General features: G+C 61.5%; 29 protein-coding genes and 1 tRNA gene. 18 read left to right on the forward strand and 12 right to left on the reverse strand.

Going from position 1 to position 24,724, the window contains the following annotated elements; genetic code table 11:
- Positions 1-53: 53 nt before the first annotated feature.
- From kdpC to kdpF, 4 genes are all read right to left on the reverse strand, one after another.
- A complete protein-coding gene (gene kdpC / locus ACFSOZ_RS26645) occupies positions 54-617 on the reverse strand; it encodes a potassium-transporting ATPase subunit KdpC (protein WP_379102846.1) in 564 nt (187 codons plus the stop codon).
- An 11-nt stretch (positions 618-628) separates the two neighbouring features.
- On the reverse strand, positions 629-2,722 hold the full coding sequence (gene kdpB / locus ACFSOZ_RS26650) for a potassium-transporting ATPase subunit KdpB (RefSeq protein WP_379102847.1): 2,094 nt from the start codon (positions 2,720-2,722) through the stop codon (positions 629-631).
- A 229-nt stretch (positions 2,723-2,951) separates the two neighbouring features.
- The gene (kdpA, locus tag ACFSOZ_RS26655; RefSeq protein ID WP_379102849.1) at positions 2,952-4,655 is read right to left on the reverse strand and encodes a potassium-transporting ATPase subunit KdpA; all 1,704 of its coding nucleotides are present in this window, start codon (positions 4,653-4,655) and stop codon (positions 2,952-2,954) included.
- Positions 4,656-4,675: 20 nt separating this feature from the next.
- Complete coding sequence (gene kdpF / locus ACFSOZ_RS26660; RefSeq protein ID WP_081609884.1) at positions 4,676-4,765, reverse strand: K(+)-transporting ATPase subunit F; 90 nt, start codon at positions 4,763-4,765, stop codon at positions 4,676-4,678.
- A 443-nt stretch (positions 4,766-5,208) separates the two neighbouring features.
- Between kdpF and ACFSOZ_RS26665 the strand changes: the two genes are divergently transcribed.
- Positions 5,209-5,706: a YciE/YciF ferroxidase family protein gene (locus ACFSOZ_RS26665; RefSeq protein ID WP_379102851.1), complete on the forward strand. Its 498-nt coding sequence runs from the start codon at positions 5,209-5,211 to the stop codon at positions 5,704-5,706.
- A 227-nt stretch (positions 5,707-5,933) separates the two neighbouring features.
- Here ACFSOZ_RS26665 and ACFSOZ_RS26670 read toward each other — a convergent pair whose 3' ends face one another.
- From ACFSOZ_RS26670 to ACFSOZ_RS26680, 3 genes are all read right to left on the reverse strand, one after another.
- The gene (locus ACFSOZ_RS26670; RefSeq protein ID WP_379102853.1) at positions 5,934-6,236 is read right to left on the reverse strand and encodes a DUF982 domain-containing protein; all 303 of its coding nucleotides are present in this window, start codon (positions 6,234-6,236) and stop codon (positions 5,934-5,936) included.
- 389 nt (positions 6,237-6,625) lie between these two features.
- Positions 6,626-6,808 carry a hypothetical protein gene (locus ACFSOZ_RS26675; RefSeq protein WP_379103253.1) on the reverse strand — a complete coding sequence of 61 codons (183 nt, stop codon included), beginning with the start codon at positions 6,806-6,808 and terminating at the stop codon, positions 6,626-6,628.
- Between the two features lie 21 nt (positions 6,809-6,829).
- Complete coding sequence (locus ACFSOZ_RS26680; RefSeq protein ID WP_379102855.1) at positions 6,830-7,096, reverse strand: hypothetical protein; 267 nt, start codon at positions 7,094-7,096, stop codon at positions 6,830-6,832.
- 656 nt (positions 7,097-7,752) lie between these two features.
- On the opposite strand from ACFSOZ_RS26680, the gene ACFSOZ_RS26685 reads away from it, so the two are divergent.
- The 4 genes from ACFSOZ_RS26685 (at position 7,753) to ACFSOZ_RS26700 (ending at position 9,940) form a co-directional block, all read left to right on the forward strand.
- The gene (locus ACFSOZ_RS26685; protein ID WP_379102857.1) at positions 7,753-8,151 is read left to right on the forward strand and encodes a hypothetical protein; all 399 of its coding nucleotides are present in this window, start codon (positions 7,753-7,755) and stop codon (positions 8,149-8,151) included.
- A 207-nt stretch (positions 8,152-8,358) separates the two neighbouring features.
- The gene (locus ACFSOZ_RS26690; RefSeq protein WP_379102860.1) at positions 8,359-8,580 is read left to right on the forward strand and encodes a hypothetical protein; all 222 of its coding nucleotides are present in this window, start codon (positions 8,359-8,361) and stop codon (positions 8,578-8,580) included.
- Positions 8,581-8,744: 164 nt separating this feature from the next.
- A complete protein-coding gene (locus tag ACFSOZ_RS26695) occupies positions 8,745-9,101 on the forward strand; it encodes a hypothetical protein (protein WP_379102862.1) in 357 nt (118 codons plus the stop codon).
- Between the two features lie 365 nt (positions 9,102-9,466).
- Positions 9,467-9,940, forward strand: coding sequence for a YidB family protein (locus ACFSOZ_RS26700; RefSeq protein ID WP_379102864.1), 474 nt, complete (start codon positions 9,467-9,469; stop codon positions 9,938-9,940).
- 389 nt (positions 9,941-10,329) lie between these two features.
- Here ACFSOZ_RS26700 and ACFSOZ_RS26705 read toward each other — a convergent pair whose 3' ends face one another.
- Positions 10,330-11,040, reverse strand: a complete 711-nt coding sequence (locus tag ACFSOZ_RS26705) for a pentapeptide repeat-containing protein (protein WP_111544953.1) — start codon at positions 11,038-11,040, stop codon at positions 10,330-10,332.
- A gap of 341 nt (positions 11,041-11,381) precedes the next feature.
- Between ACFSOZ_RS26705 and ACFSOZ_RS26710 the strand changes: the two genes are divergently transcribed.
- Both ACFSOZ_RS26710 and ACFSOZ_RS26715 read left to right on the forward strand, forming a co-directional pair.
- Positions 11,382-11,636 carry a hypothetical protein gene (locus ACFSOZ_RS26710; protein ID WP_379102866.1) on the forward strand — a complete coding sequence of 85 codons (255 nt, stop codon included), beginning with the start codon at positions 11,382-11,384 and terminating at the stop codon, positions 11,634-11,636.
- A 237-nt stretch (positions 11,637-11,873) separates the two neighbouring features.
- Positions 11,874-12,518 carry a hypothetical protein gene (locus ACFSOZ_RS26715; RefSeq protein ID WP_379102868.1) on the forward strand — a complete coding sequence of 215 codons (645 nt, stop codon included), beginning with the start codon at positions 11,874-11,876 and terminating at the stop codon, positions 12,516-12,518.
- 543 nt (positions 12,519-13,061) lie between these two features.
- Here ACFSOZ_RS26715 and ACFSOZ_RS26720 read toward each other — a convergent pair.
- Complete coding sequence (locus tag ACFSOZ_RS26720; protein WP_379102870.1) at positions 13,062-13,457, reverse strand: hypothetical protein; 396 nt, start codon at positions 13,455-13,457, stop codon at positions 13,062-13,064.
- Positions 13,458-13,932: 475 nt separating this feature from the next.
- On the opposite strand from ACFSOZ_RS26720, the gene ACFSOZ_RS26725 reads away from it, so the two are divergent.
- Together ACFSOZ_RS26725 and ACFSOZ_RS26730 are read left to right on the forward strand one after the other, a co-directional pair.
- Positions 13,933-14,757, forward strand: coding sequence for an IS5 family transposase (locus tag ACFSOZ_RS26725; RefSeq protein ID WP_379092658.1), 825 nt, complete (start codon positions 13,933-13,935; stop codon positions 14,755-14,757).
- 46 nt (positions 14,758-14,803) lie between these two features.
- Positions 14,804-15,196, forward strand: a complete 393-nt coding sequence (locus ACFSOZ_RS26730; protein WP_379102872.1) for a hypothetical protein — start codon at positions 14,804-14,806, stop codon at positions 15,194-15,196.
- A 100-nt stretch (positions 15,197-15,296) separates the two neighbouring features.
- Here the strand turns inward: ACFSOZ_RS26730 and ACFSOZ_RS26735 are convergent.
- Positions 15,297-15,386: transfer RNA gene (locus ACFSOZ_RS26735), tRNA-Ser, on the reverse strand.
- Between the two features lie 364 nt (positions 15,387-15,750).
- Between ACFSOZ_RS26735 and ACFSOZ_RS26740 the strand changes: the two genes are divergently transcribed.
- The 5 genes from ACFSOZ_RS26740 (at position 15,751) to ACFSOZ_RS26760 (ending at position 19,642) form a co-directional block, all read left to right on the forward strand.
- On the forward strand, positions 15,751-16,455 hold the full coding sequence (locus ACFSOZ_RS26740) for a hypothetical protein (protein WP_379102874.1): 705 nt from the start codon (positions 15,751-15,753) through the stop codon (positions 16,453-16,455).
- A 311-nt stretch (positions 16,456-16,766) separates the two neighbouring features.
- The gene (locus ACFSOZ_RS26745; protein WP_379102875.1) at positions 16,767-17,090 is read left to right on the forward strand and encodes a hypothetical protein; all 324 of its coding nucleotides are present in this window, start codon (positions 16,767-16,769) and stop codon (positions 17,088-17,090) included.
- A gap of 107 nt (positions 17,091-17,197) precedes the next feature.
- A complete protein-coding gene (gene msrA, locus ACFSOZ_RS26750) occupies positions 17,198-17,860 on the forward strand; it encodes a peptide-methionine (S)-S-oxide reductase MsrA (RefSeq protein ID WP_379102877.1) in 663 nt (220 codons plus the stop codon).
- 211 nt (positions 17,861-18,071) lie between these two features.
- A complete protein-coding gene (locus ACFSOZ_RS26755) occupies positions 18,072-19,061 on the forward strand; it encodes a BMP family lipoprotein (RefSeq protein WP_352654871.1) in 990 nt (329 codons plus the stop codon).
- A 119-nt stretch (positions 19,062-19,180) separates the two neighbouring features.
- Positions 19,181-19,642 (forward strand): GNAT family N-acetyltransferase, encoded by a 462-nt coding sequence (locus ACFSOZ_RS26760; RefSeq protein ID WP_379102879.1) that lies wholly within the window; start codon positions 19,181-19,183, stop codon positions 19,640-19,642.
- Here the strand turns inward: ACFSOZ_RS26760 and ACFSOZ_RS26765 are convergent.
- Both ACFSOZ_RS26765 and ACFSOZ_RS26770 read right to left on the reverse strand, forming a co-directional pair.
- The gene (locus ACFSOZ_RS26765) at positions 19,637-20,035 is read right to left on the reverse strand and encodes a hypothetical protein (RefSeq protein ID WP_379102881.1); all 399 of its coding nucleotides are present in this window, start codon (positions 20,033-20,035) and stop codon (positions 19,637-19,639) included. The two genes, ACFSOZ_RS26760 and ACFSOZ_RS26765, sit on opposite strands and share 6 nt — an antisense overlap.
- A gap of 24 nt (positions 20,036-20,059) precedes the next feature.
- Positions 20,060-20,266, reverse strand: coding sequence for a SlyX family protein (locus tag ACFSOZ_RS26770; protein WP_123151274.1), 207 nt, complete (start codon positions 20,264-20,266; stop codon positions 20,060-20,062).
- Between the two features lie 217 nt (positions 20,267-20,483).
- Between ACFSOZ_RS26770 and ACFSOZ_RS26775 the strand changes: the two genes are divergently transcribed.
- From ACFSOZ_RS26775 to cdd, 4 genes are all read left to right on the forward strand, one after another.
- Positions 20,484-22,016, forward strand: a complete 1,533-nt coding sequence (locus ACFSOZ_RS26775) for an ABC transporter ATP-binding protein (RefSeq protein ID WP_379102883.1) — start codon at positions 20,484-20,486, stop codon at positions 22,014-22,016.
- Positions 22,013-23,152, forward strand: a complete 1,140-nt coding sequence (locus tag ACFSOZ_RS26780) for an ABC transporter permease (RefSeq protein WP_379102885.1) — start codon at positions 22,013-22,015, stop codon at positions 23,150-23,152. The genes ACFSOZ_RS26775 and ACFSOZ_RS26780 overlap by 4 nt, the downstream gene beginning before the upstream one ends.
- A gap of 1 nt (position 23,153) precedes the next feature.
- On the forward strand, positions 23,154-24,125 hold the full coding sequence (locus ACFSOZ_RS26785; protein ID WP_379102887.1) for an ABC transporter permease: 972 nt from the start codon (positions 23,154-23,156) through the stop codon (positions 24,123-24,125).
- Positions 24,126-24,289: 164 nt separating this feature from the next.
- Positions 24,290-24,682: a cytidine deaminase gene (gene cdd / locus ACFSOZ_RS26790; RefSeq protein WP_379102889.1), complete on the forward strand. Its 393-nt coding sequence runs from the start codon at positions 24,290-24,292 to the stop codon at positions 24,680-24,682.
- The last annotated feature ends 42 nt before the right edge of the window (positions 24,683-24,724 follow it).

The raw sequence follows: 24,724 nt of genomic DNA on the forward strand, positions 1-24,724 counted from the left end.
ATCGATCATGGATGGCGCCGGGGAACCTGTCGATCCCCGGACCCCACCATTCACTATTTCGTGGCGTCGAGAGCAAGGTTGAGACCGAGCACGTTGACCACCGGTTCTCCCATGAAGCCGAGCTCCCTGTCCTCGACCTGGCTGACGACAAGCGCCTTGACCTTGGCTTCATCGATTCCCCTGGCCTTGGCCACACGGGCGACCTGGAAATAAGCCGCTTCGGGGCTGATATCAGGATCGAGGCCGCTGCCGGACGTCGTCACCAGGTCGATCGGCACGGGCTGGTTCGGATTCTCCGCCTTCAGTTTTTCGGCGTCGCCCTTGATGCGATCGATCAACTTGGGGTTGGTCGGGCCGAGATTGCTGCCGCCGGAGGCGGCGGCGTTATAGCCGTCGCCGGCAGCCGAGGGTCGGCCGTGGAAATATCGGTCGCTGGCAAAGCCCTGGCCGATCAGTTCGGAGCCGATGACCTTGCCGTCCTTCTCGATCAGGCTGCCATTGGCCTGACGCGGGAACAGCGCCTGGGCGATGCCGGTCATGCCGATCGGATAGATCAGGCCGGTCAACACCGTGAAGAAGACGATCATGATGATCGCGGGTCTTATCTGGGTGAGCATGGACGTGTTCCTTAAGCGAGGCCGAGGGCGGTGACGATCATGTCGATCGCCTTGATGCCTACGAAGGGGACGATGATACCGCCAAGGCCGTAGACGAGCAGGTTGCGGCTGAGCAGCGCGCCGGCGCCGATGGCACGATATTTGACGCCTTTCAGCGACAGCGGGATCAGCGCGATGATGATCAACGCGTTGAAGATGATGGCCGACAGGATGGCGCTCTGCGGCGTTGCCAGATGCATGACGTTAAGCGCCTGCAACGGGCCGGTGGTTTGCCCTGGCGCGATGTAGAAGGCAGCGAACATCGCCGGGATGATGGCGAAATACTTGGCCACGTCGTTGGCGATGGAGAAGGTGGTCAGCGAGCCGCGCGTCATCAGCAGCGCCTTGCCGATCTCGACGATCTCGATCAGCTTGGTTGGATCGCTATCGAGGTCGACCATGTTGCCGGCCTCGCGCGCGGCGACCGTGCCGGTGTTCATGGCGACGCCGACATCGGCCTGGGCAAGGGCCGGCGCATCGTTGGTGCCGTCGCCGCACATGGCGACCAGCTTGCCCTTGGCCTGTTCGTCGCGGATCAGCTTGAGCTTGTCCTCGGGCGTCGCCTGGGCGAGGAAGTCGTCGACGCCGGCTTCCGCGGCGATGGCCGCCGCCGTCATCGGGTTGTCGCCGGTGATCATCACCGTGCGGATGCCCATCTTGCGCAGCTCGGCGAAGCGCTCCCTGATGCCGCCCTTGACGATGTCCTTGAGGTGGACGACGCCAAGCAGGCGCCCGTCGCGCTCGACCGCCAGCGGCGTGCCGCCCGACTTGGCGATCTCGTCGGCGATCGCCTGGAGGTCCCTGACGGTATCGCTGCCGGGCCGCGTGGCGTGGGCTGCGACCGTCGACTGGCTGACATGGGCGAGCACGGAATCGACCGCGCCCTTGCGCACCGAGGAGCCGTCGATATCGACGCCACTCATGCGGGTCTGCGCGGTGAACGGCACGAAGGCGGCGTGCAACGTTGCCATGTCGCGGGCGCGGATGGAGTATTTCTCCTTTGCCAGCACCACGATCGAACGGCCTTCCGGGGTTTCGTCGGCGAGCGAGGCCAGTTGCGCCGCGTCGGCCAGTTCCTGCTCGGTGACGCCCTTGACCGGGCGGAACTCGGTCGCCTGGCGGTTGCCGAGCGTGATCGTGCCGGTCTTGTCGAGCAGCAGCGTGTCGACGTCGCCCGCGGCCTCGACGGCGCGGCCCGACATCGCCAGCACGTTGAAGCGCACCAGGCGATCCATGCCGGCGATGCCGATGGCCGACAGCAGCGCACCGATCGTCGTCGGGATCAGGGTCACGAACAGGGCGACCAGAACGGTCACCGAGATGTAGCCGCCCGAATAGGAGGCGAAGCTCGGGATCGTCGCCGTGGCCAAAACGAAGATCAGCGTCATGCCGACGAGCAGAATGTTGAGCGCGATCTCGTTTGGCGTCTTCTGGCGTTCCGCGCCTTCGACCAGCGAGATCATGCGGTCGAGGAAGGTGTGGCCGGAGGCGGCGGTGATGCGCACGCGGATCCAGTCGGACAGCACCTGCGTGCCGCCGGTGACCGCCGACCGGTCGCCGCCGGATTCGCGAATGACTGGCGCGGACTCACCCGTTATCGCCGCTTCGTTGACGGAAGCGACGCCTTCGATCACCTCGCCGTCGGACGGGATGATGTCGCCGGCCTCGACCAGCACGGCATCGCCGACCTTGAGGCTGGTGCCGGGCACGAGTTTGTATTTCGTACGGTCTTCACCGGTCAAAAGCTTGGCCTGGGTTTCGGTGCGCGCCTTGCGCAGCGAATCGGCCTGCGCCTTGCCGCGGCCTTCGGCAACGGCTTCGGCGAAATTGGCGAACAGCACGGTGAACCACAGCCAGATGATGATCTGCAGCGTGAAACCGAGATTGCCGCCGCCGGTGACCAGGTCCTTGACGAACAGCACCGTGGTGAGCGCCGAGACGACGGCGACGACGAACATCACCGGGTTCCTAGCCAGGGTACGCGGGTCAAGCTTGCGGAACGCACCGCCGATGGCGGGCAACAGGATGCGGGCATCCATGATGCTCGCTGATTTTGAGTGGCTCATTTTGAAGCTCCGGCTTCGGTGTTGTTGGATCGCTCCGAGCGATCGGATGCCGAAAAGGGTGGCCCGTAGACCAGCAGCCAGATCACGATCATGACTGCCGCGATGCCCAGGAATGTGGATACGCTCGGGAAGGGAGGGGAGATGCCTCCCCCTCATTGTCGGCTTTGGGCCGAGCCTTGCGACGCGTGGTGTTGAACCAGGACATGGCTTTGATCCAGGACGGGGCGTATCAGAATGTCTGCCCATGGATCATCGCCAGGTGCTCGATGATCGGCCCGACGGCGAGCGCCGGGAAGAAGGTGAGACCGCCGACGATCAGGATGACGCCGACCAGCAGCCCGACGAACAGCGGGCCATCGGTCGGGAAGGTGCCGGCGGAGGCCGGGACCGTTTTCTTCGCCACCAGCGAGCCGGCGATGGCCAGCGCCGGGATGATGACCAGGAAGCGGCCCATCAGCATGCCGATACCGATGGTGATGTTGTACCAGGGTGTGTTGCCGCTGAGGCCGCCGAAGGCCGAACCGTTGTTCGCCGCAGCCGAAGTATAGGCATAGAGAACCTCCGAGAACCCGTGCGGACCGGCATTGCCCATCGACGCCACGCCGGTCGGCAGCACGACCGCGATGGCCGTGAAGATCAGCATTGCCAGCGGCAGGCACAGGATGGCCAGCATCGCCATCTTGACCTCCTTGGCCTCGATCTTCTTGCCGAGATATTCGGGCGTGCGGCCGACCATCAGGCCGGCGACGAAGACGGCGACGACGATGTACATCAGGATGCCGTAGAGACCGGCGCCGACACCGCCGACGATGACTTCGCCAAGCTGCATGTTGATGATCGGGATCATGCCGCCGAGCGCTGTGAAGGAACCGTGCATGGCGTTGACGGCGCCGCAGGAAGCGGCCGTCGTGATGACCGCGAACAATGCCGACAAGGCGATGCCGAAGCGCGATTCCTTGCCTTCCATATTGCCGCCGTCGATGCCCAGCGCATGCACAAGCGGATTGCCGGCAGCTTCCGCCCAATAGCAGACGATGACGCCGGCGATGAACATGACGCCCATGGCGGACAGGATCGCCCAGCCCTGGCGCTGGTTGCCGATCATGCGGCCGAAGACATTGGTCAACGCGGCGCCGATGGCGAAGATCGTCACCATCTGGATAAGGTTGGAGATGGCGTCGGGGTTCTCGAAGGGATGCGCGGCATTGGCGTTGAAGAAGCCGCCGCCATTGGTGCCGAGCATCTTGATGGCAACCTGCGAAGCGACCGGGCCGACGGCGATGGTCTGCTGCGCCCCTTCCAGCGTCGTGGCGTTGACATAGGCGCCTAGCGTCTGCGGCATGCCGAGCCAGACATAGACCAGTGTCAGCACGATGCAGAGCGGCAACAGCACATAGAGCGTCGAGCGGGTCATATCGACCCAGAAATTGCCGATCGACTTGCCCGATGCCCGGGCAAAGCCGCGGATCAAGGCAATGGCGATGGCGATGCCGGTGGCCGCCGAAACAAAATTCTGCACCGTCAGGCCGGCCATCTGCACGAGATAGGACATCGTGCTCTCGCCGCCGTAGTTTTGCCAGTTGGTGTTGCTCATGAAGCTGGCAGCGGTGTTGAAGGCCAGCCCCGGCTCGACCGCGGTCATGCCGGCCGGATTGTAGGGCAAGCTGCCTTGCAGGCGCTGCAGGACGTAAAGCACCAGGAAGCCGGCAAGGTTGAACAGCAGCAGAGCCACCACATAGGTGGTCCAGTGCTGTTCCTCGCGTTCGCTGGTTCCGGAAATGCGATAGAGCCCACGCTCGATCGGGCCGAAGATTGGCGAAAGCAGCGTGCGGTCGCCGTTGAAGACGCGGTGCATATAGCCGCCGAGCGGCTTCACCAGCAAAATGACGATCCCGCAAAAGACCAGGATCTGTATCCAACCGTTAAGTGTCATGGCTTTGGCTTTCCGTGCCTTCAGAAGCGTTCTGGACGAACGAGCGCGTAGGTCAGGTAGGCGAGCAGGAACAAGGTCACGCCACCACCGAGGATGTAATCGACAAGCATGATCCGATCCTTCAGCTCAAATTCTGTCGCAGGCTTTGACGTAGACGAAGAACAGGGCGAAAAACAAAACCCCTGTCCCGAGAACAATGATGTCCATTGTGCTTGTTCCTTGCTTCCGGTCTTCCACTTTCGCCCGCTACAGGCAGGTCGGCAATTACGTCAAAACGGCCGGCCGCACTTCAACTGGCGGCGGCATCCGACTTTTGCTCAAGGTGGGATATGGACCCGATCGCCATAAAGGTTCGAGACGGGGCGGGAAGGAAAGAAATAGGAATTTTATAAAGATTTTGCGCCCGGCTCGTCGCGACCCCTGGGCCAATCCTCTGGATGAGAATTTGGTCCCTGCCATTCCGGAAATGCGCAGGAACGCTCCTTGCAGAACGGGCGGAACAAATCCTTCAATGCGAGATTGTCGACCTGAGGGCTCACCAGAGGATACGACAATGGCAAAGCAGAAAATGCTCGACGATCTGTTTCACGACACGCTGAAAGACATCTATTTCGCCGAAAAGAAGATATTGGCGACGCTGCCGAAAATGGCCAAGGCCGCGCAAAGCGCCGACCTGAAAGCCGCCTTCGAAAAGCACCGCACCGAAACCGAAGGCCATGTCGCGAGGCTGGAGAAGGTCTTTGGCGTGATCGGCAAGAAGCCGGCCGGCAAGACCTGTGCGGCCATCATGGGCATCACCGAGGAAGGTGCCGAGATCATGCAGGAGTACAAGGGATCGCCCGCGCTCGACGCCGGGCTGCTCGCTGCCGCGCAAGCGGTCGAACACTATGAGATCTCGCGCTACGGCACGCTCAGGACCTGGGCCGGCGAACTCGGCCTGAACGAAGCCGTGACACTTCTCGAAGCGACGCTGAAGGAAGAGAGGGCCACCGACGAGACGCTGACGCAGATTGCGGAATCGACGGTGAACGTCACAGCGGAAGCAGCGTAGATCCAAGGAAACGAGCGAAGGCCGCGCCGAACCAACCTGGCGGTTCCCGCATCATGCAGTTTGGCGCGGCGCCCCATCGCGACAATCCGCTCGCGATGGGGCGCATTGCTCTCTTCTGTGATTTCCTAGGTTGCAGAAAAGCGAAAACCCGGCTGGGGAGGACCAAGCCGGGCTTTCCGTGGTGGCTGGTGCAGTTTAGCCACCACAATGGAAGGTGGCATTGGACGTCAGGCGGCGTAGCCGCCATAACCACGGGCAACGGCGTGTACGCCCGCGGCCGGCTCAAGGTCCGGCCAAAGGATACTGGCAGCCTGCGCGAATTCGACCAGCGCACGGCGCGCCTGCTCGATGGTCACATAGCCCGGAACGGCGAGATCACATGCCTTCACCGCGTTACGATAAAGCGGGCCCCGGCGGGAAGTCGTCCAGTCGGTCAGGAAATCGTGCATTTCGGCCAGCGAGACAATTTCGCGCTTGAAGCCTAGGCCGACGGTCAGTGCGACCGGTGAATGAAACAGCTTGTCGTGCATAAACGGGCTCCTGATTTATCGCAGCGCCGGGAGAGATATCCGGGCTGGTCCACGGACGGGACGCCGTGAAACGCGCCGCGAGGCAGGAGGTTCCGAGCCGAGAGCTTTTATATGGAATGCGGCGGTCGTCCTTTGATGGCGATGCCCGCCATCGTTCGCGTCAGCCCAGGCCAAATCAGGAGCGCGTTCTAGTCGAAGCCGTCGAGCGCATGCACGACGACCGGTCCCTTGTCGAGCACGAGGCCCGCGCACGATGCGCCGCGCTCGCCGCCCGGGGACAGTGCTGCAGAGGGGAATTGGGGGGTTGGTCGGAAGGCCGCGACGAATGACCGGGACGGAGAGGGCCACAATCTCAGCCACCGCGCCGTCGCCGACCGTGGCGCCCTGCCCTACGACTGATGCCGCATGAGCGCGTTTGCTTCAGCCAACGTGGCCAGCACTTGCTCGACTTTCCGCGCCGAGGCGTCCGTGCGCTCGATGTGCCGCAGCATTTGCTGCGTCAGCATCGAAAGCCTTGCGGCGCGATAGACGTTGCCGTTTCTCGCAGCTTCAAGGTCGAAGGTCGCGATCATCTTGCGCAACAATCACAAAAATCATGATGCATTGGAATTGGAATTCGCGCGTGCTGACGGATCGATCGTCGCCAGGCGCTCCCTGGCCTCGATCACACGCCGCTGAGCGGCCCTTATCCTCCCGCAGAGCGCGATATTGATCCCGACTCCGCAGTCCTCGTCGAGCATTTCCTTGGCGCGCCTGAGGGCGAGTTCCGCCCGCTTGACGCGCTGTCTGGCCTTGGCCAGTTCCAAAATCATGAGATCGGCCATCGCGCCGCGTCCATTTTGCTCCAGGGTGTACATCATGAAGTGCTAACTCATGACGGAGCGGATCGTTCCCCCTGAGGCCGGGCACCGAGATCACGAATATGATCCTTCGTTGCGACGAACCCCTCAACGGAGATCGCCTTTCCCCATGACCATGAGATCACGCTGGCGGGCTTTCTATTGCGCTGCAGTCAGGGCGAGCGTGCGCTCTCTCGCCTCAGTTCTTTTCAGGCAATGTTCTGGAATATCTGGCCACGTCGCCTTGGCGCATTCTTTCTCTGTGACCGAAACAGTTTCGCCGGGCTGCACGCTCGCGGCTTGGGTAGTGGTGGATGACGTGAAGAGCACTGTCTGAGTTATGAGAGCCGCAACGGCGGCGACTTCGATTAGGACGGCAGCGAGGGCGATCTTCTACTCGGCCTCGCGGCAGAACCACCGCTCGCGTTTCAACATGTCGATCAGGGTCTGACCTGGGACACGGTAGAATCGTGGAGTGGAGTTGTGGCTAACACTGCAGAACGCCACGACTTGGAGGGATAAGAGACCACCGATCACTGCAATGGCGGCAAAAATCTTCACCCAGTGAAGCAAATTACCGGCCCGATGGCGCCGGCCGTATTTTCGGCGGTTTTAGCCCTTGCCCACGCCCTCTCTCCCCATGCGAGAATGCGGCTATTCAGGGAGCGAGTCCATACATGCGAGACAGCGATCTCACCGAACGTCCTGGCCGAGGCTGGACGCGATGGGCCGAGGGCATCGGCGAATACGACATCGATCGCACAGGGTGGCAGGCCAAGGTGCCGCACTTCCCCAAACTCAATGTGTCGGTCCGGTTCGACTGGTCCGACATCGTCGGGATCGAACATTGGGGTTATCGCGAGCCGAAGTGGTGCATGCGGTTTCCGCCGGCCGATTGGCAGCCCATGCCGGCCGGATATAGGCAGGAAGCCGAGCAGGCTTGGTTGCGCTGGCATGCGGCCACAGGCGGGCGCCAAGACGCGCAAGGCGCTCCTCTGCTTGTAGGACACGGCGAACGACGCGAACGCTCCCTGGCGAGGCCACTAGCGACCAAGGGCGGGGGGCTCGGGGTTTGACCACCGGACCTAACCAGCAAACAGGGTTCGCCGGCTGGCGAAGTATAGGCCGATAATGCATCGCTGCTAAGTTGGCAAAACGGCGGTGTTCGGTTCTCTCGCCATCAAATTGATGAACCCAGAGACCGAATGACCGTGCAAGACTCTTGGTTGATTTAGCGCGATAATTCCGGCGCAGAGTTTGCGTGCCAATGGCGGGAGGGTGCCATGCGAGAATTGCCATTCGACATCGATGCAGATGCCGCGATTGAAGTCGGCCGGTACCTTGATGATCACGCGAAGACCACAGCAGTCTCGATATCTGATGCGCTTCGTGTAATCAGGCGTCGCATCACCACAGCTCGGGTCGGCGACATGTGGCTGGAGGAACTGATTGTAGAAAGCGCCGCAGCCAGAAAGCTTGCCCTCTTGTTGGACAACCACAATTAAGAGGCGTCGGCAAGCTTCGTATTCCTAGCAAGAACACAGGCTGGCGCCAGGGCGCGCGGGACGCTTCCCCGGTGATAGGACAGCGGCCGGCGGAAACGCGCGCTGGCGAGGCTCTTGGGGTCGCGCTAATATAAGCTCCATCGGGAGGACTAGGGACCTATGTAATGGTCTGGACATTGAAGGGGCGAAGCGCTCTCGGGTTGGGCGCTGTTATCGCCGCGGCTTGCGATTTCGGACTGCCCTCGGCATCGGCACATGATGACTGGTACGAAGAACAGTGCTGCCATAACGAGCATTGCGAGCCGATCGAAAATGGCACCGTTCAGGAAACAAGCAAGGGCTTCAAGGTGCCATCCGGCGAGTTGCTGCCTTACGCCGACGGCAGGGTGCGTCAGTCACACGACATGCGTTTCCATTGGTGCCATGCCCCAAAAGCAACGGCTGCAAACCGGTATCATGACCGCTCACCACACGGCCCTGACATTACGATCTGCCTGTATGTGCCGCCTAAGTCATTCTGACATTAACCTCGATGCCGCTCTCGGCTGCCGTAAACCCGACCCTCACGCCAGCGCCCCATGCAGCCAGCTTATGAATTCCGGGACATTCGCCTCTGTTAGGCGAAAAATCTGGCGGAGAGAGCGTCCGACAGATGCTTGGTTTTGCTGACTTTGTTGTCAAGCAACCCCTTGCTTTTCCTAAGCCGGGGATCATCGGCCACGTTAAGCACTTGCGCGGCGAGGAAGACCTACGCCATGCTTCGCTGCAGGATTTTCGGGAAGAGACGGGCTAGCGGGAGCACCGGGGAAAAGTCTACCGGGAATCGAACAGGGCGGAACCTTTGCGAGCACGGGACCTTCTCTCTGTGACCCAAGGGAGGAAACCAATGGCAAATCTGGGAAGACTGGCTATCGCAATGCTTGGCGTTCTGGCCTACCAAAATCGCGACAAAATCGGCGACTTGATCCGTGGTGCAGGAAATCGCGATCCCAACAACCCGCAAGGCGGGCTCATGGATCAGCTGTCCAAGGGTGTGTCCGGAACGGCGCTTGGTGACATCCTCGACCGCTTCAGAAATGCAGGAGTGGGTTCGAAGGTAGATTCGTGGGTTGGTACCGGACCCAACGAGCCGATCGAACCGAAAGACGTGGAGACAGCAATAGACGAGGACACCCTCACTTCTCTTTCGATGCAGACCGGTCTCTCTCGCGATGAGCTGATTGCCAGGATCACGAAAGATTTGCCCGAAGCAGTCGACAAGCTGACGCCAGAAGGTGAACTGCCGGCAGCAGATTCAACCCAACAGAGCGATGAGACTACACTCCTCGATCAGGTGCCAACACGCACCCCAAAGCGGTAGGCTGGAATTCGACTAGCGCGCGTAGCCAGCCTTGCGGGCGCCGGCGCCCGATTTTTTCCTCACCGCTGGTCTGGACCTTTTGCGCGCCTTCTTCCTCCCCGGCAGCGCCTTCCCCAAGAACCCCATGACCGCCCCTCCACGCGCTTAAACATCGCGCCAGTCGATCGCGAACGCAAGCCGGCTCCCCGCAGGAGCGCTTTTCGTGTAGCGCGGTTGCCTGGCGCCTTCCGATAGTGCGATTGTCACGCGACTGGAGAGAGTGCATGGAAACGAAGAAGGCGATGGGCTCCGATTCCGCTTGGCTGAGCGGCTTTGTCACTTGGAATAGCGGCGTTCCCGAGAGGGGCGCGCTTGACGATTTCAGCCCCGGCAGCGACACGGCACCGAGCCTATGGCTCGCTACAGGGCCAATCTTCAGGCCTCGTCAAGCCAGAAGGCAACTCGGTCCGGGCGTCTCCGCAAGCCATGTTGAGCTGCCACTGGGATAGACCCGCCGAATTGGAAAGATCGAGGCCCTCGATACGGGTCAGAAAGAAAAAAGCGCGGTCAAAGTCTATCGGCGCGGTGAACGTCGCTCCTCGGAAGTCCGCCCGCGCGAGATTGGCAAACGAAAAGCGGCTGCCGCTGATATCGGCGTCATGGAACTGCGCTCGCCCCAATTCCGCCTTTGTGAAATCAACATTGGTCAGATTGGCGTCCTGGAAATTCGAGCGCTGCACTTCCGCGCTCGTAAACACAGCGCCCTGCGCGTCCATATGGCTGAAGTCGGTCCTGTAGGCCTCGATTTTGTCGAACCGGGCGCCTTTGGCGGTCGAGTCGGCCAGGGAAGCACGCACAAGCGTTGCCTTCTCAAAATTTGCCGCAAGGAGATTGCTGTTCCTGAGGTCGGTCGAAGTGAAATCAACACCGATCAGGTTCGCCCCGCTCAGGTCCTGTCCTTCTAGGATGAGAAGCTTTTTGTCACAGTCCTGCCAATTGACGCCAGGCGTCGCGGCTGCGTCGCAATTTTGAGCGGCAGCGGCGTTCTGCCAAGCAAATACAATGCAAACCGCTAGAACCAAGCCGGATGTGCCGTAAGCTCTGGTTCGTCTCAAAGTCATTGTTGCTGGACCTCTGCTGCTCGCCGACAATCAACCTTACCACATCTGCTAACACTCGAAAGCGACGGCATTTTGCCGCTAATCCCGCTAGTCCCCACCGCCAATGAAAAGCCCGCCACCGTGAGGCAGCGGGCTTGTGCAGCGGAAAACTTTTCCGCCGTTCAGTGACGCTCCTCGGGAGCCTCAAGGAACTGCACGAAAGTCTCCGTCAGCTTGGCCCTAGGCGTCGATCCCGCATTGCAGCCCCTGACGATTGCCGCAGCGATTTTCAGCATGTCGGATCTGCTCCCGACCAGCTTCGAGACGATAGCGTTCTCAGCGCTGCCGTCCAATGTCGAGACTTGCGAAACGATGCGTGGGACTATGGAAAATCCCTTGGCGTCAAAAATGTCCGTGAATTGATGGACGCCAGTAAGGCTCCAATTCAAGTGGAACTGATGATGGTGCCCGCCGGCTCAGTAACTCTCGATCCCGATGTGGCCGCAGCTGCGGGCATCATCTTTGATGGCTTTAAGGCGACAAAAGAAAAAGGTGGGTGCACTAGTTTCGCGTTTCAAACATTAGCACATTCCTCGGTGCTCGTCCGTGACCGTTGACCCAACCCATCCGCCGGTCGCTGCTGGTTGATCCCAGCACTCTGCCTGACTTGGCCCGCTGCCGAAAGGTGGCGGGTTTTTCAGCACTTTGATTTAGATATTAGAGATGTCTGATATAAACCAGAAGGCCTCTTTCGAGGAATGCTCTGCCGTTAAGGACCCAAGAAGCTCGGCCTGTCGTTATTGTAGTCGCACAGCCAATTCGTGGCTGTCGAGGCAACGCAACAGGAGTGTATCATGAAGAATTTCGTGAAGACCTTCGCCAGGACGCTGGCTAGCGGCGCATTCGTTATTGCATTGTCGCTTCCAGTGACAGCGGATGGCATTGGCGTCGGCGCCGGTGCCTCTGTGGGTGGAAGCGGCGGTGTGAACGCTGGTGTTGGTGCATCGATCGGTGGATCAGGTGGTATCGGGGTCGGCGCAGGAGCTTCCGTCGGTGGTAGCGGCGGCATTAACGCCGGAGCCGGCGCCAACGTCGGCGGATCAAGCGGCGTCAGCGCAGGGCTCGGCGCTTCGGTCGGAGGCAGCGAGGGCATCAATGCCGGGGCCGGCGCAAATGTTGGTGGGGCCGGTGGCGTCACTGCTGGGCTTGGCGCCAATGTTGGCGGGACGGGCGGCGTCACCGCCGGTGTCGGTGCGACTATCGGAGGCGCCGGTGGCGTCGGCGCGGGGGTAGGCACCGGCGTTGGCACCGATCCAACCAATCCGACGAACCAAAGCAACGCGCCCAACGCCAGCACCGCAAGGCTGACAAGTGTCGTCGCCGACATGTCGGACAGCCAGGTGGCGCGGATGAAGAAGCGCTGTGTGGACGTGCTGAACAGCTCCGGTTCTTATGACCGCGACCTCCGGCAGCTTTGCCTGATGATCGCGCGCCGTTAGCTGGTCGATCATATGTCAGAAAAGCCCGCCCCGGCTTCATCCGTGGCGGGCTTTTCTATTGGATCAGGGAACCAACCTCCAGCCGCGCCGTTTGTGTCGGGCGCTGCCGGAAACTTGCACACAGGCCCTTCCGGCCCTGCATTTGCCCGCTGCTTCCCCCCGAGGCAGCGGGCTTTGCTTTTGGCCGCGACCGTGGCATGGCTGCATTTCGCGAGCTACTAGCGGCCCAGCTGTCAGGGCGGGGGTTGGCCTAACCGGCAAAGGAGAGGGTGCCGGCTGGCGAATTTGTACGCCGTTCTCGCCCCATTGGTAATTTGGCCAAAAGGGCACCTCCATCCGGCCATCAGTAGGCAGATATCCCCGAAGTTATGCACAGGTAGTCCCCATTAGTGAAGCGGAAGGAGTCCGCTCAACGACAAGCGCACCTTTTGCGTCTAATATTATCGCGGGCTTAATTGCCCCTCCAACGTTAGCCCGTTGCCATGATCCTTCAGGCAGCGGGCTTTTTGCGGATTGGAGGCGCTTCTCGTTTGCGCGATATCTTTACGGGAGAAGGCGATGCGAGCTCTGCCCCGCAATATTGATGCTGATGCGGTGCTGGCTATTGGGCGAATGCTCGATGATCACGCGACGATGGCTTCCGTCTCTCTCGCGGATGCTCTGAAAGATATCCGAAAAGACCATCACACACAGCTCAGCGATTGCGACCTGGAAGAGTTGGTGATCGAAATGGCCAAGTCTCGCGGCCTCGCAGTCCTGCTCGATCGGCGGGCGGTATAATCGCCGCTTCGCTATCGAGGAGATCACGCCGAAGGTGAAGAAGCCGCGCTGACCGTCAACAATCCCGTCCGCCCCGCCTAGCGCGGTTTTGATTTCGGTCCTGGCAAGCTTTCTGATGGGTTTGCGGACAATTTGGCGGTTCGCCGATCTCTCAGCCACAGCGACTGCTTTTTTCTTGCCAGTAGCTCATCGCGATCATCATCCGCGATCGCTCGGCCATGCCTCGCAGCAATCGCGTAGTCGGCTCTGTTCGTTCGATAGTCCGTATGGACAGTCATTTGTTTGATCTCCCTAACGTGATCAACGCGTCAGGGCTCTGGGCAGTTCCGTATCTCATCTAGATATGAAGGAAAGGCTGAACCGCTAGCTGAAAAGCCGGAAGCGGAACCGGCGGTAGCTGCAGACCCGAAGCCCGTACGGGTAGAAGCAGAAAGCCAGAAGGCAGCACCGAAGGCCCCCGAAATCTCAAAGGCTGTTGAGATCCAAGTCTCTCACGGACTGGTGACCCAAACGGCGGCCAGCGCCATTGCCGCTATTCGATCCAGAAATTCTCTAAGTGTCTGCTCCAAAAAGAAGTGAGTGATTTCAGCGGGTTGTGATTCTGTCGGATTGCTGAGATTCGACGGAGATCATGATGCCCTGGACCGAAACCACTCGCCCTCACTATGAACGGCGCTGCCCGCGCTACGCAAGCGACCTGACGAACGCGGAGTGGGCGCTGATCGAGCCGCTGATGCCGGCGCCGAACCGGATCGGCCGGCCCCGCAAGACGGACCTGCGCGAGGTTGTGAACGCGCTGCTTTACATGGCGTCGTCGGGCGGAGCATGGCGGCTTCTGCCGAAGGACTTCCCACCGTTCTCGACGGTGCAGAAGTACTTCTGGCGCTGGCGGGACGAAGGATTGCTGCGCGCCATCAACAATGAACTCGTCATGGCGGCGCGCGAACGCGAAGGCCGGGAGGCAAGCCCGTCCGCCGGCGTCATCGACAGTCAGAGCGTGAAAACCACCGAAAGCGGCGGCGTTCGTGGCTTCGACGCCGGCAAGAAGATCATGGGCCGCAAGCGGCACATCGTCGTCGACACGCTGGGCCTGCTGGTCGGCGTCGTCGTTCACGCCGCCGACATTCAGGACCGCGACGGCGCCCCGGCCGTCCTGAAATCCATCCTCAAGCGCTGGCCGTGGCTGCGCCATGTCTTCGCCGATGGTGGCTATGCAGGGCCGAAACTGCGGGGCGCCCTGCAAAAGATCGGCAAGTTCACGATGGAGATCATCAAGCGATCGGACAGCGCCAAGGGCTTCGAGATTCTGCCACGCCGATGGGTCGTTGAGCGGACCTTCGCATGGCTGGGTAGGTGCCGTAGGCTGGCAAAGGACTTCGAGCGGTCCATCGAATCCGCACAGGCCTGGGTCCTCATCGCAAACATCCGCATGCTTACCCGACGGCTCGCAAGGGCCTGAAAACACGGCGGTCATTCCGATTCAGACACTAAGGTCGTTGCGTCCGATGGAGACTGGTCGCAACATCGTTGACAGCCCGGCAGGCACTTTCTTCTACGTTGCGGCGGTTTATCTTCGGTTCAGATCGGGGGATCCTTTTCCCTCAGATCGAGGGGAAATCGGGCAGGCGTTGCCGTCACAGAAATTGTATTACGAGTTGCAACATCGCGCTGATGGCAGGCTGTATCTGATCGCCTTCGCATCGGAAACAGACGCGGACCGTCTAAGAAGCCTTGTCAGTGGGCAAGAGTTCAAAGCCATCCTCTCCCCCCAAATTTGGGGAGCGCAGACATCTTTGGTTGAGTTGCCGATTGAGCGGCTTACATCATTGGCTGCGAGGGAGCTTCAGCTTGATGCCGATGGTAACTCGTCGTTCGTTCTCGATGTGGCTGTCGACTAGCAGTCGCTCACGATGGAGCTGGTAAGACACTATTGGGGCACCGGGATGGGGCACCGGGCGGAACTAAGATCATCAAAATATTATAGGATATTTTTGGGTCTGGCGGAGAGAGCGGGATTCGAACCCGCGTTACGGTCTCCCGTAAACACACTTTCCAGGCGTGCGCCTTCAACCACTCGGCCACCTCTCCGTCCATGCATGTCGCGCCGGCCGGTTTCGCCGCGCGGGTTGGGGAGATGCACCTCCCTTGGGGCGGTGGCGTGGAATTCCGCGCCGGCGCCGCCAACCAGCGAACGCCCTTCCCCTGCACCTGAGCCGTCGAAGCAACAGGCGCGGGGCTCATCTAGTCGATCCGGCGTCGAATGCCAAGCCATAACCGCAGTCTATTCGTTTTGCCGGCCACACAGCGTTTCGCGAGGCTGCTGGCGCCCCCGTTTTGAGGCGCCGCCATCCGAATGATGTGCACAGGCAAGGCCGCAAGGCCGGCGGCGCTTGACTTCGCCCGGGGTCGCCTGTCGAGTGGCGGAAAGGCTTTGCGGGGGCATCGTCCGGACATGACATCGAACAATGGACAGACGCCAGCCAGGCGGCCGGACAGCGGCCTGTCCTTCGTGCCACCGGGTTGGCTGGTCTTCGTCATGGCATGGTCGCTCTACGGCCTGATATCCGCCTGGCGGCTGGTCGGCGAATACGGCCTGCCGGACAGGGTCTTCTATCTCATCTATGGCGGGCTCGCCGTCGACATCATCACCATCCTGTGGGGGCTTTATCTGCTCGGCCTCGCCTTCGGTCGTTCGGCACGATTTCCGCGCCATTTCACCATCTGGCAGATCGCCACCATCATCTGGCTGCTGGCGAGGCAGGCCTATGTGCTCACGGTTCCCGATTTCGTCTTCTCGGGGCAAGCGCTTGTCGTCACCGGCGCGGAAATCGCCATTGGCCTGCTCTGCATCTATCTGCTGCGCCGCGGTTCCGAAGCCGAGACGATCTATGCCAATCCGGCAACCGAAAGCCCACCTGTCTTGGTTTCGGTCATCGCCGCCGTGCTCGGCATCATCCTCGGCGCGGTCATCGGCGCCGTGGGCGGGTTCTTCGCCGGCTCGGTGATTGCGGATGCCACCGATATGAGCTGCTTCGAGGGCGCCTGCGGCTATTTTGCCCTGTTCATCGGGCTGGCCGGGCTGGTCGTCGGCGCCATCGCCGGCGGCCTTTTCGCCGTCTGGCGCGTCCATCGGCGCAAACGCAAGCCGGTGGCGTAGGCCAGGCTTCAAATTCGCAGCGGCAACGAACCTGGGTTAACGGGTTTCTTCGGCGCCGACGCGTTGGTTGACGAAGCATCAAACGAAAAACCCGCCTGTGCGGCGGGTCATTGGCGCAAATCAGCACCATGTCCATATTGTTAGCATAACTGCCTTCACTCTGTCAAGAATAAATTCCTATTTAACCTGAGTTCGGAGCCCTGCAATTCGCGTATGGCGATTGCGAACCAGGCCTGCGCATTCTATCTCTCGTTTGGAAACCGGAAGGCCCTCGGGAGGAGCTTGAGGACTGGCCGGAGGAAGGTCCCCTGATGTTTCGCTTCGTCTTTCGTCTTGCCGCGATGGTCTCGCTGTCGATTTCCGTCATCATGGCGGTGCTCGACGCGACGCGCACCGTGGCGGCTTCGGCGCTGGTGCTGACCCCGCTCAACACCAGTTGGCTGGCCGTCTCGCCGGACACGCGGGCCGCCTTCGAAAGCTTCGTGCGAATCAAGGCAAGCCCGCTGCTGTGGGACATCGCCATCGCCTGGGTGCTGAACCAGCCGGGCTTCGCCGTGTTCGCGGTGCTGGCCTTCCTGCTTTATGCGATCGGCTACAGGCGGCAGCGACGCACGGGCCAGTTCGCCGCCACCTAGCGCAATTCCGGGAAAAGTGTGAAGCGGTTTTCCCGGGAAAAGCGCGTAACGCTTTCCCTTAGGGAATTGCGTCAAAACAGAGAGATCGAGCAGAGGGAAGACCGCGCATGTTCTTTCTCAGCGACATGCTGAACAAGAAGCTCAATCTGCCGAAGCCATCCGAGGCGTTGCCGGGCCGGGCCCGGGCGATCCCGACGACATCCAGGCACCATGTCTTGAAAAAGCCGCTCAAGGGTCCCAACCCCGAAGGCTTTGAGACGGCGATGTTCGGGCTCGGCTGCTTCTGGGGCGCGGAGCGGCTGTTCTGGCAGCTCGATGGCGTCTGGGTCACCGCGGTCGGCTATGCCGGCGGCTTCACGCCCAACCCGACCTATCAGGAAACCTGCACCGGCCTCACCGGCCATACCGAAGTGGTGCTGGTCGTCCACGACCCCAAAATCGTCTCCTATGCAGCACTTCTGAAGCTGTTCTGGGAGAGCCACGATCCGACGCAAGGCATGCGCCAGGGTAATGATGTCGGCACCACCTACCGCTCCGCGATCTACACGCTCAGCGATGCGCAATTGCAGGCGGCGCGCGCCTCGCGCGATGTCTATCAGGCCGCCCTGCGCGGTGCCGGCCATGGCAAGATCACGACCGAGATCGCGCCGGCATCCGAATTCTACTTCGCCGAAGGCGACCACCAGCAATATCTGGCGAAGAACCCGTACGGCTATTGTAACCTCAAAGGCACCGGCATCGCTTGCGTCGTCCCGGCTGCCGCCGCCTGAAGCCTTTGGCGCAACGATCAAGCCGCGGCGCGGCTTGCCGCGTGATGCTTTTCCAAAAGGTCAAAATTCCGCGTGAATTTTGTTTCGGGTCGTGCCAGATTGCCGCCGAGCGGGAGGGAAGTACACTCCTGGCTGACGTCGCATGCCTGCCGGAGAACCGGGCCGGCAGGCGGTGCGTAACGGAAAAAATAACCGACAGGGTGTGGATCACATGAAACGTATCGTTCTCGGCCTCCTGGCCGCAACCGCAATGGTTCTTCCGGCTTTCGCCGCGGATGTCCAGCCGGCCATCCTCTATGATCTCGGCGGCAAGTTCGACAAATCCTTCAACGAGGCTGCCTATCATGGCGCCGAGAAATTCAAGACAGAGACCGGCACGGCCTACGTCGAGTTCGAGGTCTCCAACGCCTCGCAGCGCGAGCAGGCGCTGCGCCGTTTCGCCGAGGACGGCCGCAACCCGATCGTCATGGCCGGTTTCGCCTGGGAGGATGCGCTGAAGAAGGTCGCGGCCGAATATCCTGACCTCAACTTCGCCATCATCGACGACGCCGTCGATTTGCCCAATGTCCGCTCGCTGGTATTCAAGGAGAATGAAGGCTCCTACCTGGTCGGCATCCTGGCGGCGATGGCGTCGAAGTCGAAGAAGGTCTCCTTCATCGGCGGCATGGACATCCCGCTGATCCGCAAGTTCGAATGCGGCTATGTCGGCGGCGCCAAGTCGGCCGGTGCGACCGACGTCATTCAGAACATGACCGGCGACACGCCGGCTGCCTGGAACGATCCGGCCAAGGGCGGCGAGATCGCCAAGACACAGATCGACCAGGGCTCCGACGTGGTCTATGCCGCGGCCGGCGGCACCGGCGTCGGTGTGTTGCAGGCGGCGGCGGATGCCGGCAAGCTTGGCATCGGCGTCGATTCCAACCAGAACGGCCTGCAGCCCGGCAAGGTGCTGACCTCGATGATGAAGCGCGTCGACGTTGCCGTCTACAACGCCTTCATGGACGGCAAGAACGGCACCTTCAAGGGCGGCCTGCAAAATCTCGGCCTCAAGGAAGGCGGTGTCGACTACGCCATGGACGACAACAACAAGGCGCTGATCACCGACGAGATGAAAGCCGCCGTCGAAAAGGCCAAGGCAGACATCATCTCCGGCAAGATCGAGGTGCACGACTACACCGCCGACAACGCCTGCCCCTATTGAGCGGCACGGACCTACAGCCATGATCTGCAAACCGCCGGGCGCAAGCCCGGCGGTTTTGCGTTTTCCGGATCGAGCGGAACATTCGCCTGATGCGGTGGCACCAACATTCCGGGACAGCGATGCAGCCGACAATCGAACCCATGCAGGAGCGCGATGTAGTAGCGATCGCACAGCTGCGCCTGGCCACCTTTTTCGAGGAGACGGGAAGGACCCTCGAAGATGATGCGGCAGGGCTTCGCGAACTGATCGCCGGTGACGGCTTCGAGGCGGCATTCGTGGCCCGGATCGGCGACGTGCCGGTCGCGACATGCCTGCTGGTTCGCCACGAACTCGAGCCCGCGCATGATCTGACGCCATGGCTGGCCGGGTTGGTCGTCGACAGCAGCCATCGAGGCCGAGGCATCGCCACCGCGCTGGTCAGGGCAACCGAAGCCCATGCAGCGGCGCTGGGCGTCGAGACGCGCTATCTCTACACATGGGATGCGCGTGATTTCTACGCAGCACTTGGCTGGAATACCGTTGAGATCTTTGGCCAGGACAACGAAACGATGGCACTGATGGCGCGCCGCCCTCGCCTATAATTTGCCTGCCAGATAGCCCAGAACGAAGGCCATGATCAGCCCGACGGCAACGGCAAATCCGCGCCGGCCGCCAAGCGTATGCAGGCCGATGCCGTGCGGGCGCCGAGACAGGTTTCGGATCACTGTCGGTGATTTGGCACCGTTGCCGGCCAGGCCAGAGCTGCGCATTTGCGGCAGCTCGGCAATGCGCTGCGTGATCTGTGTCCAGCGCTCTTCGCCATCAGCCGGTTCGGCACGGTCGAACATGTGCATGCGGTCGGCAAGCTGCACGACCGCGTCGCGGAAGGCAGGGTCGATCTCCAGGTCGCGCTCGGCCCGTTCGCGCTCCAAATCGTTCATCAGGCCGAGCACATAGTCGCCGGCACGCGCGATGCGATCGCTTTCACTGGCCATGGCCTGCGCCCTCCCCCTTTTTCCTCACCAGTGCGGCGGCTTGGTGACAGGCACGTCAGGTGCCGCCTGCTCCTCCAGCGCCAGGAAGCGGTCGGTCAGCGCGTCGAGCTTGCGCTGCATGCGCTCGATCACCTTCCACTGCTCGGCGATCTGGCCGGACAGTTCCTCGATGGTCTTCTCCTGTTCGGCGGCGCGGATCTCCAGCGTCGTCAGCCGGTCGGCGGGCATGATCATGTAAAAATCCCCAGTCTTGCACCGCAATGCCTTGCGCCGCGATACGAATTTCGGCTTCGCCATATTAGCGAATGTGAAGGCCCCGGCCACGTTGGAAATTGACAAGCGCACCGGGATTTGTCGAGAGTGACCAATGCTCCGCCAATTGGCACGGGCGGAGTGTCATGCTAGGCATTTTGACCAAGCGATAAAAAATAAGAGTGGGACAGGCTGCATGGCGCAAGCCGCAATTGAGCTGATCGGCATCAACAAGAGTTTTGGCGCCGTGCGCGCCAACCGCGACATCAATCTGGAGATAGCACGCGGCACCATCCATGGCATTGTTGGCGAGAACGGCGCCGGCAAGTCGACGCTGATGTCGATCCTCTACGGCTTCTACCAGGCCGACAGCGGCGAAATCCGCGTTGGCGGCCAGCCGGCATCGATCAAGACGCCCAATGACGCCATCGCGCTCGGCATCGGCATGGTGCATCAGCATTTCATGCTGGTCGACAATTTCACGGTGCTGGAAAACATCATTCTCGGCGCCGAAAGCGATGCGCTGCTGAAGCGCAGCATCGCCAAGGCGCGCTCCGAACTCGATCGTCTCGAACGCGAATATGGGCTGGAGGTCGACCCGGATGCGATCATCGAGGAACTGCCGGTCGGCCTGCAGCAGCGTGTCGAGATCCTCAAGGCTCTCTATCGCGGCGCCGAGATCCTGATCCTCGACGAGCCGACTGGCGTGCTCACCCCGGCCGAGGCCGACCATCTGTTCCGCATCCTCAAGCAGTTGAAGGAACAGGGCAAGACGGTGGTTCTGATCACCCATAAATTGCGCGAGATCATGGCCATCACCGACACGGTGTCGGTGATGCGCCAGGGCACGATGGTGGCAACGCGCGAGACAGCCAAGACCACCGTCGAGGAACTGGCCGAGCTGATGGTCGGGCGACGTGTGCTGCTCAGGGTCGAAAAGGGCGAGGCGGAAGCCAGCGCCGTCAAGCTCGCGGTCAAGAACCTGACGGTGAGGGACACCCGCGGCGTCACCATGGTCGACGACATCTCCTTCGACATTCGCGCCGGCGAGATCGTCGGCATCGCCGGCGTCGCCGGCAACGGACAATCGGAACTGCTCGAGGCGATTTCCGGCATCAGGCGCGCCGTGTCCGGCTCGGTCATGCTCGACGGCAAGCCGATCGACCTGACGGGTGCCGCCGACCCGGGCGAGTTGCGCGACCGCGGCCTCGCCCACGTGCCGGAGGATCGCCACCATGTCGGGCTGGTGCTGGCCTTCGAGGAGAACGAGAACTCGATCCTCGGCTATCACGACGACCCCCGCTATTTGAAAGGGCCGTTCCTCAACATCGATGCCATCCGCAACGATGCCAAGGACAAGATCGGCAAATACGATATCCGCCCCGCCGACTGCCGGCTGAAGACCGCCAATTTCTCCGGCGGCAACCAGCAGAAGATCGTGCTGGCGCGGGAAATGGAACAAGACCCGGGTGTTCTCATCGTCGGCCAGCCGACGCGCGGCGTCGATGTCGGCGCCATCGAGTTCATCCACAAGCGCCTGATCGCCATGCGCGACCAGGGCAAGGCAGTGCTGGTGGTTTCCGTCGAGCTGGACGAGATCCGTTCGCTCTCCGACCGCATCCTGGTGATGTTTGCCGGCCGCATCGTCGGCGAGCGCGGCCCGGAAGCGACCGAGGGCGAACTCGGCCTGCTGATGGCCGGCGTCGAGCATCAGGAGGCCGCACAATGAGCACGCCTTACGCCAAACTGCCGGCCTGGGCAGACTACGGCCTCATCCCGGTGATCAACCTCTTCGTTGCTTTCGTCGTCGCCGGCTTCGTCGTGCTTCTGGTCGGCGAGAACCCGTTCCGCGCCGCCGTCATCCTGGTCGAAGGCGCCTTCGGCAAGGGGACAGGCATTGCCTTCACCCTGTTCTATGCAACGACTTTCATCTTCACCGGCCTGTCCGTGGCGGTGGCAGCGCATTGCGGCCTGTTCAACATCGGCACCGAGGGGCAGGCCTACATCGCCGGCCTCGGTATCGCGGTCGTCTGTCTTTCCTTCGACAGCGTGCTGCCGTGGTGGCTGACATTTCCACTGGCCATCGTCGCTTCGGCGGTCGTTGGCGCGTTGTGGGGGCTTATCCCCGCCTATCTACAGGCCAAGCGCGGCTCGCACATCGTCATCACCACCATCATGTTCAACTTCATCGCCGCCTCGATCATGGTTTACCTGCTGGTCGGCCCCTTGAAGCCCGCAGCCTCGCAAGCGCCGCAGACGCGCAACTTCCTCGCCGGCGCGGAATTGCCGAAGCTCAACTGGATCATCGAGCTGTTCGGCGCCAAGATCCGTTCGGCACCGCTTAACATTTCCTTCCTGCTGGCGCTGATCATGGCCTTCCTGGTCTGGCTGCTGATCTGGCGCACCAAGCTCGGCTACGAGATGCGCACCTACGGACACAGCCCGAAGGCGGCGCGCTATGCCGGCATTTCGGAAACCCGCATCATCATCACCGCGATGATGATCTCGGGCGCGCTGGCCGGCATGATGGCGCTCAATCCGGTGATGGGCGACCAGCACAATGTCGCGATCGACTTCGTTTCCGGCGCCGGTTTCGTCGGCATCGCGGTGGCGCTGATGGGGCGCCTGCATCCTGTCGGCATCGTGCTGGCGGCGATCCTGTTCGGCATGCTCTACCAGGGTGGTGCCGAGCTCGCCTTCGAGATGCCGGCGATCAGCCGCGACATGATCGTCATCATCCAGGGTCTGGTGATTCTGTTCGCCGGCGCGCTCGAGCACATGTTCCGGCCCTACATCCAGGCGTTGTTCGCCTCTTTCAGTCCGCGATCGGTCGGCATGGAAGCGGTCAAGGGGAAGGGTGCCTGAAATGGATGTGTTCAACGCCATCGTCCAGACACTGGACTCGACCATCCGCCTCTCGGTGCCGCTGCTGCTCGCATGCCTCGCCGGCCTCTATTCGGAACGCGCCGGCATCTTCGACATTGGTCTCGAAGGCAAGATGCTGGTCGGCGCCTTCGCCGGTGCGGCGGCCGCTTCCGTGTTCCATTCGGCCTTTCTCGGCCTCGGCATGGCCATCCTGATCTCGGTCGCGTTTGCCCTTGTCCACGGCTTTGCCTCGATCACCCATCGCGGCAACCAGATCGTCTCCGGCGTGGCGATCAATTTCATCGCCGCCGGATCGACCATCATCCTCGGCCAGGCTTGGTTCGAGCAAGGTGGCCGCACGCCGGCACTACAGCCGGGCGAACGCTTCGAGGCCATCACTTGGCCCGGCGCCGATGCCATCCACGATGTGCCGATCATCGGACCGATCTATGCCGAGCTCCTGTCGGGCCACTCGATCCTGGTCTATCTCGCCTTCCTGATGGTGCCGTTCACCTGGTGGGTGCTGTTTCGCACCCGCTTCGGCCTGCGCCTGCGCGCCGTCGGCGAGAACCCGGCCGCCGTCGACACCGCCGGCATTTCCGTCGCCTGGCTGCGCTACCGGGCGCTGATCTGCACCGGCGTGCTGACCGGCATCGCCGGCGCCTATCTGTCGATGGTGCAGAATGGTGGCTTCGTGAAGGACATGACCGCCGGCAAGGGCTACATCGCGCTGGCTGCACTGATCTTTGCCAAGTGGAAGCCGGTCAACGCCATGTTCGCTTGCCTCTTGTTCGGCTTCCTCGACGCGCTGTCGATCCGCCTGCAAGGCTCGCCGCTGCCCATCATCGGCAAGGTGCCGGTGCAGTTCATGCAGGCGCTGCCTTACATCCTCACCGTCATCCTGCTCGCCGGCTTCATCGGCAAGGCGATCCCGCCGCGCGCCGGCGGTGTGCCTTACGTCAAGGAACGCTGAGCCCGGCTCAGGCCAAGGCATGTCGCTCAAAAGTGGTCCCGGTTTTGAGACAACGACATGCATAGAAAAAAGACTTAAAGCGCGTCGCATGAATCCATTTCGACGCGACGCGCTTTAAGCGGGAGTGCCGGGTTTTGGACACGATCATCGGAGAGAACAACTGAATGTCGCATGATCTGTTCGAGGCCGCCAAGGCTGCCATGGCCAAGGCCTACGCGCCCTATTCGAAGTTTCCGGTGGGCGCCGCCTTGCGCACCGAGGACGGGCGTGTCTTTGCCGGCGCCAACATCGAGATCGCATCCTATCCGGAAGGATGGTGCGCCGAGACCACAGCGCTTGGCCACTACATCATGGGCGGCGGCGGCAAGATCGTGGAGATTGCCGTCCTTGCCGAACGCATGGCGAAATGCTCGCCCTGTGGCGGCTGCCGGCAGCGGCTGGCCGAATTCTGCCGGCCGGAAACAAAACTCTATCTTTGCGACAATACCGGTGTTGCAGAGACCGTGACCATGGGCGAGATGCTGCCCTACGGCTTCCGCGGCGACATTTTGAAATGAAGACCTGGTTGAAATGAAGAACTGGCTGCAATGAAGAGTTGG

The organism is Mesorhizobium newzealandense (assembly GCF_042682145.1).
In the GTDB taxonomy this organism is placed as follows: domain Bacteria; phylum Pseudomonadota; class Alphaproteobacteria; order Rhizobiales; family Rhizobiaceae; genus Mesorhizobium; species Mesorhizobium newzealandense.